Source organism: Hydrogenophaga sp. FG152 (assembly GCF_057809615.1).
In genome coordinates, this window is record NZ_JBMDKH010000036.1 from 1 (window position 1) to 13940 (window position 13940).

The 13940-nt window shown below is 60.3% G+C and carries 9 protein-coding genes and 2 pseudogenes; 3 read left to right on the forward strand and 8 right to left on the reverse strand.

Features of this window, described 5'->3' with window-relative positions; genetic code table 11:
• Positions 1–44: 44 nt before the first annotated feature.
• The 8 genes and pseudogenes from ACODTB_RS25445 to ACODTB_RS25480 all read right to left on the reverse strand — a co-directional run.
• Positions 45–224, reverse strand: a pseudogene (locus ACODTB_RS25445) (IS6 family transposase); the annotation flags it as partial.
• Between the two features lie 522 nt (positions 225–746).
• Positions 747–2720 carry an AAA family ATPase gene (locus ACODTB_RS25450; RefSeq protein ID WP_488929861.1) on the reverse strand — a complete coding sequence of 658 codons (1974 nt, stop codon included), beginning with the start codon at positions 2718–2720 and terminating at the stop codon, positions 747–749.
• A gap of 582 nt (positions 2721–3302) precedes the next feature.
• Positions 3303–4375, reverse strand: a protein-coding gene (locus ACODTB_RS25455; RefSeq protein ID WP_488929862.1) for an IS3 family transposase whose coding sequence is annotated in 2 segments (ribosomal slippage) — positions 3303–4183 and positions 4183–4375 — 1074 coding nt in all. Because the reading frame shifts where the segments join, the coding sequence is not laid out codon by codon here.
• A 296-nt stretch (positions 4376–4671) separates the two neighbouring features.
• On the reverse strand, positions 4672–5688 hold the full coding sequence (locus ACODTB_RS25460; RefSeq protein WP_488929863.1) for an IS110 family RNA-guided transposase: 1017 nt from the start codon (positions 5686–5688) through the stop codon (positions 4672–4674).
• Positions 5689–6543: 855 nt separating this feature from the next.
• Positions 6544–6849, reverse strand: coding sequence for a hypothetical protein (locus ACODTB_RS25465; RefSeq protein ID WP_488929864.1), 306 nt, complete (start codon positions 6847–6849; stop codon positions 6544–6546).
• Positions 6850–6856: 7 nt separating this feature from the next.
• Positions 6857–7543, reverse strand: coding sequence for a haloacid dehalogenase type II (locus ACODTB_RS25470; RefSeq protein ID WP_488929865.1), 687 nt, complete (start codon positions 7541–7543; stop codon positions 6857–6859).
• Between the two features lie 46 nt (positions 7544–7589).
• Complete coding sequence (locus tag ACODTB_RS25475; protein WP_488929866.1) at positions 7590–9131, reverse strand: solute symporter family protein; 1542 nt, start codon at positions 9129–9131, stop codon at positions 7590–7592.
• Positions 9128–9511, reverse strand: a complete 384-nt coding sequence (locus ACODTB_RS25480; RefSeq protein ID WP_488929867.1) for a DUF485 domain-containing protein — start codon at positions 9509–9511, stop codon at positions 9128–9130. Before ACODTB_RS25480 ends, ACODTB_RS25475 begins: the two co-directional genes overlap by 4 nt.
• 312 nt (positions 9512–9823) lie before the next feature.
• On the opposite strand from ACODTB_RS25480, the gene ACODTB_RS25485 reads away from it, so the two are divergent.
• The 3 genes and pseudogenes from ACODTB_RS25485 to ACODTB_RS25495 form a co-directional block, all read left to right on the forward strand.
• Complete coding sequence (locus ACODTB_RS25485; protein ID WP_488929868.1) at positions 9824–11227, forward strand: sigma-54 interaction domain-containing protein; 1404 nt, start codon at positions 9824–9826, stop codon at positions 11225–11227.
• A gap of 330 nt (positions 11228–11557) precedes the next feature.
• Positions 11558–12946 (forward strand): mercuric reductase, encoded by a 1389-nt coding sequence (locus tag ACODTB_RS25490; RefSeq protein WP_488929869.1) that lies wholly within the window; start codon positions 11558–11560, stop codon positions 12944–12946.
• 137 nt (positions 12947–13083) lie between these two features.
• Positions 13084–13887 (forward strand): annotated as a pseudogene (locus tag ACODTB_RS25495) (glutamate--tRNA ligase family protein); the annotation flags it as partial.
• Positions 13888–13940 lie beyond the last annotated feature (53 nt).

The following is a 13940-nucleotide window of genomic DNA, read 5'->3' on the forward strand; positions in this document are numbered from 1 at the left end:
GCCAGTGCTAGCTTTGCGTACCGTCACTTATTGCACTGAAAACGAGGAGACCCCTTGTCGCTCCAGCGCCGGATCGTCTCGTAGCTGACGACCACACCGCGCTCGAACAGAAGCTCCTCGATGTCGCGCAGGCTGAGTTGAAATCGAAAATACCAGCGCACCGCCTGGCTGATCACCACGGCAGGAAACCGGTGACCGTGATACAGCGACTTCTTCTTTTGCATCGATGATGTTTGTTGCTAACAAAGATTGAAATTTGCTAACAAAGATTGAGTAAGTGCCAACAAAGATTGAACAGAATATTCTCACGCAAGAACGAAGAAACTCGTCCAGAAAGAGGCCGCAGAGGAGCAAGGATGGAGCTCCAGATTGAGCGGCCGCCCAAAATGCCGCTTGTTCTGCACGAATGTCTGTGCAGGATGTCTGTGTTGATGGCCGCATGGAACAGTGAATAGTTGCCGACTAGGTTGCAAATGAGCGTCCTCAGTCGACCCTTTCGCGGGTCACGTCTTTGGGCCGAGTGGCTTCAAAGCAGGGCGGGTGCGGTCGTTCGCTGCAGTACCACGAACTCATGGTCTCGGACGCATTCCGGGCTTAGCGGCTTGAACGAGACCGCGACGCCAGCGGTCGGTGCAAGGTATAGCTGACCTTGCCTGCTCATCCGAAGGTTGGAGCCGTTGATCTTCAATGTTCGTGCTGCTGAGGCAGCAGTTTGAAAAATGCAACGAACTCGATGGGCAAAGCCTCTAGCTCCAACGGGCAACCACAGCGTTTACCGCGGCAATGGCCTTGCGGAAGCCGTCCAAAGTCTCGACCGGGAGGTCCTTGGCCTGCTTGGTAGCCAAGTCCTTCATGATGCGTTTGGCAACGCGCCCTTTGTTGAACGTAAGCCCCTGTCCTTCGAAATGCAGGGCCAAGCGGTCAACTATTGAGCCTTCAGGCTTCGCCGGCAACTTGATTGCCTTCCCTCCCAGCTCCTTGGCATACGCGGCCTTGGATTGTTCGAGGTAATAGGTCGAGTCAAAAAGGTCCTCGATTGCATATGTCCCCGCAGCCCCAGCAACCGTGCCCAGCATGAGAACATCACTGTCAGCAAGCAGCCAGTTATGGACCAACTGCTTCTGGGCCTTCAGGCCTTCTTCGTCGGAATCGAGAAGAGCTGCGACCTTGAGCTCTTGCCCCATAAGTAGTGTTGCCAGGTACGCGACCTTGGAGGCGCCACCTGCTGGAGTGACGACGAGGTCATCAGCCAGGCCGGTCTCGCCCGCCTCGCCGAGCAGCGTGGACAACGTACTGAGGAACCAGAAATCGGTTACTCCCTCCACGACCAGATTCTTCTGACCAATGAACAGCGACTGGGCCCATGACAGGCCAAGTGCTGCCTGCAGCGTGAACCGTGCGTCCTTGTCCGCGGCCGCCCACTCGTTATGCACCTTGGTGCCTTCTCCTGGTCGATCCTCTGCGACCCAGATGTTATCGAGCCGATTCATGTCAATCATGAACGGCAGGTGCGTGGTGTAGACGAGCTGGTTGTTTTCGGCGTAGGCCTTAAGTCGAGCAAGCAAGTCACGTTGCGCCGCCGCATGCAGGTGCATGCCGGGTTCATCCAGAAGTATCACGGCGCCCTCGAAGTCACCATCGGTCTCATACATGAACTTCATGTCGAACGAGAAAAACCACTGGAATCCCTTGGAGCGCTCTTCCAAGGGCACTAATGCTTTGGCCGATTCGTCCTTTACAAACGTCACGAAGTGGTACCCGTCGGCGTTGAACTGCACCTCGTATCTTTTCTGTGACCATCGCTGCGCAATTTCGTTGGTGAGCGTCTGACTGGCGTCATTCATGTCGAGCATGCGCTGCTCGCGATCGTTCTCCCCACCCTTCGTCACTTCCTCATCGAGGTCGAGGCCCGCCATCTCCAGAATGGTGATGATGGTGCGATCGTCGTCTTGAAGCTGATTCGCATCTTTCCGCTGCTTCACTTGGTTCAGATGCGCAGTGCCTTTAAATGCAAGGAAGTCGTCCATGTAGATGAACGTCGGAATCCACGAATGCACTAACTTCCACGCCTCATCCCACGGGGACTGCGAAAGCTTTGTCAGCACGGCATCGCATGCAGAGCCGATTGCTTGGGCGAGTACAGCATCCCCCATCAGCGTCGCCGCCTCGACAAGCTGGCCCTTCACCTCAGGTATCAACGCCTTCGCTTTGGCCGCATCAGCGTCAGAGAAGTTCGGTTTTGCGACCGTGAGAACGTCCTTCAAAGTCTTGGCGACTTCCGCCGACTTCCCAATCAAAAGCTTGTCTACCTCGACCCCTAACAGCGCATTCGCAGAAGCGCCGTTCCTCGCGCTCGGCACTCCATGCGGTTGGTATCTCGGCAAGAACTTTCCCTCATATGACTTTCCGAGTTCGATGCCTTCAAGGCCGGCGTAACCAGGGTCCACGGTGGTGAGCTTTGCCTTCTCCTCATCCGAGAACCGAAACCGAGTCGTTACCACCTCAAATGCGGCGGACCGGTCCTTGCGTTTCCCACGAGGCCACTCTCGGTCGAGGCTGTACGGGTCTGCCTTAAACGGCTTGAATTTCAACAGTGCTCTCAGCAGCGACGTCTTTCCCGACTCGTTCTTGCCAACGATGACCGCGATGTCATCAATCTCTACCCAGCCCGAATCGACAATGCTTCGGTAGTTTTGAACACGGAAAGACTCTAGCCTCATGGATCACTCCCTCGAACGAGTTTCTTGGCGTGCAAGTTACCACATGTAGGAGCTATTGGGCCAGGTTCGACAGTGGAGTTGGCGAGCACTCCTTGAAGTTGAATTTGGTGCGGAGAGAGGGAATCGAACCCCCTGCGCCCCTCTTGGCGGGTGACAGATCTCAATACACGCAATCTCTCGCTTGGGTTGGAAGGTTTTTCTCACCAGAGCTCCGCAGGAACGCGATTCCGCACCAAACACATGCCGTCAACTTCAGGAAGAAAGCGATTGAATTTTCCATAAACACCTCCATATAGACTGAAACCAGACCAAAGAAAGCGAAGACTTCCAACCCAAACGAGATAGCAGCGTGCACCTCAATCTGCACCCGGATCTCCAAGCCGGTTGTTAAATAGTAATTCTAGCGGGCTATCGCAGAAGCCAGCGTGCGGTGAAGGCGAGCTAATGGGCTGCTTTGTTGTATTTATTGATCCGCCCCGGTGAAGTCTAGAGGTCCGTTCGAACTGAGCTTGTAGTGAAGCCCCCACCTGACCTGCCCCCTGTAGGCGTACCAATCAAAAAGTTGGAAGTCCGGGGTCAAGATTACTCGATTGGTTTTGGGGTTGCGTGGGATTGAGCTGCATCGCTAGCGCGCTGGCGATGCAGCTCGGCGAAGCGAGCTGGTGGCATGCGTCCCAGGCTGCTGTGCGGCCTGACTTCGTTGTAGTCCGTTCGCCAGACCGCCACGGCCATCTTTGCCTGATGCAGGGTCTGGAACCAACACTCGTTTAGGTGCTCGTCGCGGAACTTGCCGTTGAAGCTCTCGATGTAGCCGTTCTGCATCGGGCGCCCCGGCTGGATCAGGATGTGGCGAATGCCATGCGCTTGCGCCCAGGCCATGAATGCCCGGCTGGTGAACTCCGGTCCGTTGTCGGTTCGCACCGCCGTCGGATACCCGCGAAACAGCGCAGCGCGGTCCAGGACGCGTGTGACGTATTGGCCCGAGATGCCGAAGTCCACCACGATGTCCACGCTCTCATGGCTGAAGTCGTCGGCCACCGTGAGGTACTTCAGACGCCGTCCGCCCGAGAGGCTGTCACTCACAAAATCCATGCTCCACACCTCGTTGACCGTGCGTGCCAGCTGCAGCGGCACGCGCTCGTTGATGGGCCGCTTGCTCTTCTTGCGCCGGCGCACGGCCAGGTTGGCTTGCCGGTAGAAGCGGTACACGCGCTTGTGATTGACACCGGGGAATTGGGGACGCAACAGGTCGTGGATGCGCCGGTAGCCGAAGCGCCGACGCACATGCGCGATCTCCACGATCTTCTCGTGCAGATCCAGCGTGGCCTGGTCGGCCGTCGGTGGATGGCGGTAGCTGTCGCGGGAGAGCCCCACAAGCCGGCACGCTCGGCGCTCGGACAAATGGTGCTCGCTCACCATGCGCCCAACCGCCTCGCGCCTGGCCTGTGGGGCTAGCGCTTTACCCCCAGAACGCTCTTGAGCGCATGCATGTCCAGGTGCGCCTCGGCCAGCAGGCGCTTGAGCTTGGCGTTCTCGGATTCGAGCTCCCGCAGGCGCTGTGCCTCCGAGACCTGCATGCCGCCGAACTTGGCGCGCCACTTGTAGAAAGTGGCATCGCTGAAGCCGCCGTTGCGGCACAGCTCCTTGATCGGCATGCCGGCCTCGGCCTGCTTGAGGAAGCCGATGATTTGTTCCTATATGGACGCCTCCCAAGTTGCAAGCGCTTTGCGTGTTGGCCGTATTGGCGGGCTGCATTCTTATATCCGGCCTGTTGACGCAGGCGTTGTTGCCCGCTGGCCCTGATGGGATTCGCTGAGAGGTGCCTTGATCTTCGGATCGAGCTTTGAGAGCTCCAGAGCAAATTCAGGCCCTACCTCTCCCGGTCCAACCTATTCAGCCATCACACATCTTCGCGCTGCCAAACCTCAGGTTCCTTGAGCTGCCACGCAGGTCATGCTGCCGATTGTTGGATCTCTGGCGTGTAGTTCCTGCTGTGGGCAAGCATGGCCCAGATCGTTCGTGCGATCTTGTTCGCCAAAGCAACCACAGCGACGTTCCATGGCCTATCCCGCATTAGGCGTTCAAGCCAAGGCGAATGCTCCTTCTGGCGCGCCATGACCGCCCTGGCACAGTGAATCACCATGGCCCGGAGATATGAGTTCCCCTGTTTACTCATGCCAAGGATGCGAACACGACCGCCCGTGCCACTGTGCCGAGGCACCACTCCCAGCCAGGCCGCAAACTCTCGGCCAGAGCTGAACTCCTTGGCGTCACCCACCGAGGCAACGATCGAGGTCGCGGTCAGTAACCCTACACCGGGAATCTGCAGCAGACGCTCGCAGCGCTCATCCGATCGTTTAAAAGCTTCCAACTTGCGCTCGATCGCATCCACCCGTTCTGAGAGCTGCACGATCAACTGGTACTGGTCCCGCATCGCTTCAATCGCCATGGCGGGGATCTTGTCCTCCAGGCTGGCGAATGCCTCCGGCAGACGTTTAACGCACCAATGCCGCCCCTCCGGAAGAGCGAACCCCAGCTCGTAGAACACCGCGCGGAGCTGGTGTAGCTGGGCAGTCCTGGCTTTGACCAAGCCGTCCCGCATGGTGTGCAGCGCCAAGATCGCCTGCTGGGCCTCGGTCTTGACCGGCACGAAGCGCATTTCGGGCCGCTGCGCTGCCTCCCATATCGCCCGAGCATCGGCCGCATCGTTCTTGTTGCCCTTGACGAACGGCTTGACAAACTTCGTCGCAATGAGTCGCACCTCGTGGCCAAGTGCGCGCAACTGGCGTGCCCAGTGATGGGAGCTCCCGCACGCCTCCATCGCAACAACACTACGCTGTCGATTCGAGAAGAACGGCACCATCTCTGCTCGCTTGAGCTTCAGCTTGGTGATTTCCCCCGTCGCGGGATCTACCGAGTGCAATTGAAAGTAGCGTTTGGCAATATCCAGTCCGATCACAGCAAGCATGGCGGTCTCCTTGGAAAGTGAGTGGGACCTCCATGGTGATCGAAAAAGACTCAGGAGGCGTCCATGCCATCCTCGGTGAATCTGCTCTTCTTCATGTCCGTCATTCTCCTGGTGGTTGACGGACTTCACTAACTTCAGCTTGGTACGGCTTGTGGGGGGCAGGTCACACCCACACCGATTCCAACCCTTCGACAGGCTCAGGGGGCTAACGGTCGATACGTCATCGGGCTGGATCAATGGCTGTGGAGGCCATCTTTAGCAGCGTCACCGCCGCACCGCAATTCAATCATTTGTATGCCCGACAATCGATGCCAAACACGAGCAAGCTCTCGATCTCGGGATGGGCGGCGCTCAAAGTACGAGCATAGTCTGACAGGTGGTCAACTAGCTGAGTAAAGTGAACCGCCCGGGTTTCGTGGAGGCCGGTTGGTTTAAGTCAGGCAGCGGCCGCAGCCTGATTGGCGAGATGCCGGTAATAGTTTGCCTCAGCTTCGGCCGGAGGTATGTAAACCGATAGAGGTAAGCAAGCGACTTCTCGGACAACGGCGAGCGCTGTTCATTGATTGTCGCCAGCATGTGATCAGGTTCATCGGCGTAGAAGGTGCTTGGCAGATACACCATGGTGTGGAAGTGTCAACACCCGTCCTTGCTTTTTCTCACGGACCTGAGGGCTTGCGCCGGCAATCACCAGCCAACCTGTCGTCACTTCAGCCGCTGCGCCATCAAGGTCGCTAGCCAGTTCATGAACACCTGCGCGCGCAGAGGCAGGTGTCGACGATGGGCGTACACCAGCGGTGCGGTTTTCAGTGGAAGACAACACCTGCTGCCCGCACGCGCGCTTGGCGGCCCTGCCTCTCAGCGACGCTCCGCATCGTGATGCGGAGGTGGCAAGCTCAATCGGTTGACGAGCATATCGAGCCACCGCGCGAGCGCGGGCCGCACGATCGGGAAGAGGACGAGGACCACGACGCACGCCGCCGCGTAGGCAACGAGCAGCTTGACGCCCACCAGGGACCAACGCCCCGCCGGCGGACCGCCATCGAACGCGACATTCGCGAGCGTGCCCGCGATACACGTCAGACCGGCGCCGATGAAGTCCATTATCAGACGCGGCATGAACCGCGCGACTTGGTCGGAACTGGCGCCATCGCGAATTCGCATGCCGCTGTCAGGCCGGTTGAGATTGCGCCAGCGCCGACGCAATGCGATCCACGCCGGTGACGATGAAGCCGGGTGTCTTGCCCAGCTCGTCGAACGCGCCGCTCCCGCGGTTGACCCAGCACGTCGGGTACCCGTAATACGCAGCGCCGGTCGCGTCCCAGCTATTGGACGAGACGAAGAGGATGTTCTCGCGCTGGACGCCGACGCGCCTTTCGCACAACTCGTAGACGCGCGGATGGGGCTTGAACACTTCGACCTCATCGACGCTGATGAGATGCTCAAAGTCCGCGGTGAGGCCCGAATTGCGGACCACGGATTGGATCGAATTTGCCGAACCGTTCGAGAGGATCGCGAGTTTCATGCCGCGGGCCCGAAGGTCCTTCAGCGCGGCGGGGACTTCGGGGAAGGGTGAGAGGTTTAGGTACGCTTCGCACAGCGCGTCGCAGGTGTTCGCGGACAGTTGCAGGCCCAGATGCCGACACGTGAAGACCAAGGCGTCGCGGGTTGCCTTCTCGAAATTCTCGTGCTGGCCCATCAGGCTGCGCATCCAGGTGTACTCCAGCTGCTTTTGTCGCCACATCAGGCTGATCTCCGACCCGCGGCCGGAGAAGTCCGTGTTGCATGCGGTGGAAACCGAGTGGACGTCGAAGAGCGTGCCGTAGAGGTCGAAGACGATGGCTTGGATATTTTTCATGGGTGGGTGTGGGTGGTAAGGAAATGGCGTAAGACAGGGGAGGGGGTCAATGCGGCGTGCCGGTGTCGGCGCCGAAACCCGTCTGGGCGCGGAAGAACACCTCGCTGAAGTGCGCCTCGTTCGCTGCGTTGCGGCCGCCCAGCCAGGTGCCCACGAGGGCGCCCAGCAGGCCGATCGGCATGCTGGCCAGCGTTGGATTCAGGATCGGGAACAGGGCGTCGGCGCCCATGAAGGCCGGACCGCAGAGCGCCAGCCCCACCGAAGAGACCAGTCCCGCAGTGACTCCGCCGATCACGCCCGCCGTATTGAAGCGCCTCCAGAAGAGAGAGAGCACGATGATCGGGAAGTTGGCCGACGCGGCAATCGCGATGGCCAGGATGACCAGCACGCCCACGTTGATGCCCTGCGCGAGCAAGCCCAGAGCGACCGCGAGGGCGCCGATCCCGAAGGTCGATGCTTTGGCCACGCGCACCTGTTGCTGCTCCGTGACGTTGCCGCGCTTGAGAATGTTGACGTACAGATCATGGGCGACGGCACCGGAGGTCGCAAGCGTGAGCCCCGCGACCACCGCGAGGATCGTCGCGAAGGCGATCGCACAGATCGCCGCGAGGAAGATCTGGCCGCCCAGCGAACCGGCGCCGCCGCCGAGGTATTGCGCGAGCAGCGGCAGCGCGAGGTTGCCGCCCTTGTCAGCCGCGCGGATTGCGTCCTGTCCCACGAAGGTGGCGGCGGCGAAGCCAATCAGCGTGGTGACCAGAAAGAAGCTGCCGGCGAGGAACATCAACCAGATCACCGAGCGCCGCGCCGTCGTCCCGTCCGGAACGGTGAAAAAGCGGGTCATGATGTGCGGAAGGCCGGCGACGCCGAGCATGAATGACAGGATGAGCGACAGTGGATCCAGCGGATGCCTCAGGTAGCCACCCGCTTGAAGCATGTGCGCGCCGTAGGTGGTCTCTACCGCCGAGAACAGGCTGAGCGGATCGAAGTTCACGCGCACCAGCAGCACCGCGACAAGCACCGCCGCGCTCGTGAGCAGCAGCAGCGCCTTGACGATCTGCACCCACGTCGTGGCGAGCATGCCGCCGAAGATCACGTAGACCATCATGCCGACGCCGGTAAGCACGACAGCAGTTTCGTACGAGATGCCCAGCATGAGTTTCATCAGCACCCCCGCCCCGGCCATCTGAGGCACGAGGTAGGCGAGGTTGACGACCACGGTGCCGACCACCGCCGCGAGCCGCGCTTGCGGCGACCGCATCCGATAGGCGATCACGTCGCCCAGAGTGAATCGGCCAGTGTTGCGCATCGGCTCGGCCACCACCATCAGGATGACCAGAAAACCCGCCAATGCTGCAACCGCGTAGAGCGACCCGTCCATGCCGTACAGCGAGACCAGGCCCGAGAAGCCGAGGAATGCGGCCGCGCTCATCCAGTCGCCGGCGAGGGCAAAGCCGTTCTGGCGCGCCGTGAGGTTGCCGCCCGCCGCGTAAAAGTCGCTCGTCGTGCGCGTGCGCCGCGCGGCCCACCAGGTGATGAGCAGCGTCAACGCCAGAATGACGGTGAAGATGACGAGTGTCAGTGCCTTCATCGCGTGCTCCCCGCGCCGAGCGAGCGAGTCACCGCGTCGGCTTGTGTGTCGAAATCGCGGTTTGCTGTCAACACGTAGCGCACGGACACCATCCAGCACATCAGGTAGGTGAGCAGTACCAGCAGATAGCCCATGTTGAATGAACCAACGATCTTTTGCGCCATGAACGCCGGGGCATAACCTGCCAAGAGTGTCATGGCGATGAGGTACGCGAAGCTGCCACCCAGCAAGGGCAGCACGCAGCGCAGCTTCATGGACATCAGCGTCTTGAATTGCGGGGTTTCGAGGGCGCGATCCCATGTGTCCGCAGACGAGATATCGGAAAGGGGTGGCGCATGCGGGTGATGCAAACCGGGCTGCGCCAAAGTGGATGGGTTCATGCGGTTGTCTCCTGTGGTTGTGGCGGAAGACATCGCAACTCACATGCCAGAATTTGTTCGGGTTTACCCGATGAATCGAGCCTGAAAACCGGGCAAAGCAACGCAATCCAGAGGCCCACCATGCGTTGGCGATGCGTATCGGACGGCTTTCACGCCACGTTGATTCACACTTGGTTCGACGAACCATAAATGACTCAATGACGCCAAGCCCTTTGTGGAATAGCGCTTTTCCCGCGAGGCATCGTCAGATCGCGCCGCTTGAGTCAATTTTGGTTCGGCCGCTATACTGTGGCGAAACTTCAGGAGACAGGCATGAACGCGGCGGCCAAACTCGAACTGGAGCAGTTGCGCGAAACGTGCAGGGACCTCGAGGAAATCTTCAAGCACTCGTTCGACGGCATCTTCGTGACCGACGGTGGCGGGGTCACCCTCTTCGTCAATGAAGGCTGCGAGCGCAACTACGGGTTGAAAGCCGCGGACCTCGTCGGCCGCCACGTGTCGGAGTTCGAGAAGAAGGGCTGGATCCGGCCCGTGATCGCGGGCAAGGTCGCCGAGACGGGACAGCGGATGTCCGCCATGCAGCAGACCCACGAAGGCAAGACCATCATGGTGACCGGCATGCCGCTCTTCGATGGAGCGGGCCGCGTGCGTCGCGTGGTGATCAACTCACGCGACATGACGGAGCTGATCAACTTGCAGCAGGACCTGGCGATCGCGCAGGAAAACTTGCGGCGCGTCGACGGCGAGATCGAAGAGCTGCGCGCGCAAGTCCTCAAGATCGATGGCGTCATCCTGGAAAGCCCGGCGATACGCCGTCTGGCCGAGCTGGCGCTTCGAGTCGCCAAGGTCGATTCCACGGTGCTCATCACCGGAGAGTCGGGTGTCGGCAAGGAAGTCGTCACTCGCCTGATCCACAACGCCAGTCGCCGCGCGGCGGGGCCTTTCATGAAGATCAATTGCGGTGCTTTGCCCCGTGAGTTGCTGGAGAGCGAGCTGTTCGGCTACGAGGCGGGTGCGTTCACCGGGGCGCAGCGACTCGGCAAACACGGTCTGATCGAACTGGCCTCAGGCGGCACACTCTTCCTGGACGAGATCGGTGAGTTGCCGCTTGACCTACAGGTCAAGCTGCTCGCAGTTTTGCAGGACCGCGTTCTGGTGCGCCTGGGCGGAACGCGGCCGGTGGTGGTCGACATCCGCGTGATCGCCGCGACCAACCGTGATCTGCTGGACATGGTGGGCGAGCGCAAGTTCAGGAGCGACTTGTACTACCGGCTGAACGTGGTCCCGATCCATGTCCCGCCCCTGGCGGAGCGGCGCGAAGACATCCTGCCGCTGGTGCGGGCCTTCACCGCCGAATTCAACCGGCAATACGGGCTGAACAAGCGCGTGGCAGAGCGCGTGCTCGGGCGACTGCACGACGCTCCCTGGCCGGGCAACGTGCGAGAGCTGCGCAACGTGGTCGAGCGGCTCATAGTGACGAGCCCCGCCGACCTCGTCGGCCTTGAAGACCTGGACGCGATCATGACGCGCGCGTCGCCGCCGCCGCGGCCCGACGCCGGGTTGCTGCGAACCCGCAGGGACCAGCTGGAACTGGAGTTGGTCGAGGACGCGCTACGCCGTCATGGCAGCACGCGCGCGGTCGCGAAAGCGCTCGGGGTGAGCCAGTCGACGGTCGTTCGCCGGCTTCGCGCCAAGCTGCTCAAAGGTGGCGGGTAGCCGCCGACGCCACCAGAACCCATAACCAGAACACGCATGCGAAATCTCCATTGTTTGTACAGCCGACGGAGTCCGCAGAAGCCATACGGTTGCTGACTATTGGGAAACGCAGCGACTCGTGCGAGAACTGGCCTCAAGTACAGTCATATGCGAATGCCTTGATCGCTGGGGCCTTCTCAACGGGCACTCTACGGCTGCTGGTGTGTCCAATAGTCCGGAATACGTCTCCTGTGGTCGGTCCGTGACGTGAGCAGGAGGCAGTTCTGGCGTGTAAGGCAGTTCAGACTGCTACATTGAGCTTCCACACGTTGAAAGTCGAGGCAAAGAGTGATGCCTGAGCAATGGGACGCGATAGTGATTGGGGCGGGGCAAGCCGGTCCAGCCCTTGCGGCGCGATTGGCACGAGCAGGCCAACGCGTGGCACTGATCGAGCGTCAGCGATTGGGCGGCACATGCGTGAACACCGGCTGCACGCCCAGCAAGACCCTGATTGCCAGTGCTGGAGTGGCACACCTGATCGCCAGAGCCAACGAGTTCGGTGTTTCGATCGACACGCTTCCTTCGGCTGACTATCCGAAGGTTCAGGCGCGTGTCCAGGCAATTTCAAGTCAATCCCGAACGAATCTGACCGAATGGCTTGCCGGGATCGCCGGCGTGTCAATCATTCCGGGGCATGCGCGCTTTGACGACAGCAGCACCGTGTCGGTGGGCGAGCGCCTGCTGTGCGCTCCTCAGATTTTTCTGAACGTAGGGTGCCGCCCGGTCGAGCCACCGTGGGCTCGCGATGCAGGGGTGCCGTTCCTCACGACAGACACTTTCTTCGATCTCAAAGAGCTGCCACGGGACTTGCTGATAGTCGGCGGCGGACCCGTAGGGCTAGAAATTGGTCAAGCACTCCAGAGACTGGGCAGCAACGTAGCCATCGTTGAGCGAGCCGCGCGGCTCCTTCCTCGAGAGGACGAGGATGCCGCCAAAGTCGTCCAGGATGCGCTGTTGGACGACGGTATTCGGCTCTACCTGTCAGCGGATTGCTTTCATCTCCAAGCCACAGCCACTGGGCCTCAGCTAAGCTTTTTGCAGGGCGGCGAACGTGTGCCATTGGATGGCACTCACGTCCTTGTCGCCGTCGGACGTCAGCCCAATACGGAAGACCTCGGTCTGGCCAAGGCCGGCGTGGCGGTTGACGAACGCGGATTTATAACGACCGACGCACAACTGCGCACGTCGCAGCCCGGAATCTGGGCCATGGGCGACGTGAACGGCCGTGGGGCATTCACTCATACGTCGTGGAATGACCACGAGATCGTCGCGAGCACATTGCTGGACAAGCGCGAACGCAGTGCGGATGGCCGGGCCGTTCGATACGCCGTATTCACGGATCCGCCTCTGGCGCGCGTCGGAATGTCCCTGCAGGACGCGTCCCGCAGCGGAAGGGAAGTTCTCGTGGGAACAATGCCGATGACCCGAGTTGGACGTGCCATCGAGCGCGGAGAGACGCGGGGATTCATGCGCGTGCTGACCGATGCGCAGAACGATCAGGTGCTCGGGGCAACGTTTGTCTGCGCAGGCGCCGACGAAGTGATTCATACACTGATAAATGCAATGAGTTCCGGGATGACGGCGCAAAAACTCGCCGACTTGATCGGCATCCACCCCACGGTCAATGAGCTCATCCCGACGCTGCTGCAGGACCCTAGCCCGATCGAACGCCTGCTCTAGCAGCCCTGGTAGTGGATGGGATTAACTAGACGACGGGCCCAAGCACGAGCTACCAATTTCATTGGTTACGTGCTCGGCATGGCGCGGTCGCGACATGCTGACATTCAAGATGCCGCCTGGTGAACTCTCGAAAGGATGTGACTTTGAAAAAACGCTCACAGACATCCACGCAGGAAGTTCAACCAAGCAACTTTCTTCGTCAAGCTATCAACCAGGACCTCGAGCGCCGCACGTATTCGGCTCGTCGCTGGGGCGGCAGCCCCGGCGACGCCCAGCACCACGCCCTTGGGATCCAGGACTGGGCTCGAATTCGCACGCGATTTCCGCCCGAGCCCAATGGCTACTTGCACATCGGCCATGCGAAGAGCATCTGCGTGAACTTCGGCTTGGCACGGGACTATGGCGGTGCTTGTCACCTTCGGTTCGACGACACGAACCCGGAGAAAGAGGACCTCGAGTATGTCGCCAGCATCAAGGACGCGGTGCGGTGGCTTGGTTTCGACTGGGTGACGAGAGAAGGCAGCCACCTCTACCAGGCCAGCGACTATTTTGATTTCATGTACCGCGCTGCTGAATATCTCATTGAGGCGGGCCTCGCATACGTCGATGAGCAGACTGCGGAGCAACTGCGCATCCATCGCGGCGACTTTGCTCGACCGGGCGTTGAGAGCCCCTTCCGGGACCGCAGCCCCAATGAGAATCTGCAGCGCTTTCGACAGATGCGGGCTGGAAATCTGCCTGAAGGGGCCGCAATTCTGCGGGCAAAAATCGACATGGCAAGCCCGAACATCAACCTACGGGATCCCGCCCTCTACCGGATCAAGTATGCGCGCCACCATAACAGCGGCGACAAGTGGTGCATCTACCCCATGTACACCTTTGCGCACCCCATCGAAGACGCGCTCGAGAACATCACCTACAGCATCGCCACGCTGGAATTTGGGGTCTCCTCGTTTTCAGTGCAATAAGTGACGGTACGAAAAGCTAGCACTGG

Excerpts from the sequence above, each read along its gene's own strand:
- ACODTB_RS25450 (WP_488929861.1), bottom strand. The coding sequence starts at position 2,720 with ATGAGGCTAGAGTCTTTCCGTGTTCAAAACTACCGAAGCATTGTCGAT.
- ACODTB_RS25460 (WP_488929863.1), bottom strand. The coding sequence starts at position 5,688 with ATGCTTGCTGTGATCGGACTGGATATTGCCAAACGCTACTTTCAATTG.
- ACODTB_RS25465 (WP_488929864.1), bottom strand. The coding sequence starts at position 6,849 with ATGCGAATTCGCGATGGCGCCAGTTCCGACCAAGTCGCGCGGTTCATG.
- ACODTB_RS25470 (WP_488929865.1), bottom strand. The coding sequence starts at position 7,543 with ATGAAAAATATCCAAGCCATCGTCTTCGACCTCTACGGCACGCTCTTC.
- ACODTB_RS25475 (WP_488929866.1), bottom strand. The coding sequence starts at position 9,131 with ATGAAGGCACTGACACTCGTCATCTTCACCGTCATTCTGGCGTTGACG.
- ACODTB_RS25480 (WP_488929867.1), bottom strand. The coding sequence starts at position 9,511 with ATGAACCCATCCACTTTGGCGCAGCCCGGTTTGCATCACCCGCATGCG.
- ACODTB_RS25485 (WP_488929868.1), top strand. The coding sequence starts at position 9,824 with ATGAACGCGGCGGCCAAACTCGAACTGGAGCAGTTGCGCGAAACGTGC.
- ACODTB_RS25490 (WP_488929869.1), top strand. The coding sequence starts at position 11,558 with ATGCCTGAGCAATGGGACGCGATAGTGATTGGGGCGGGGCAAGCCGGT.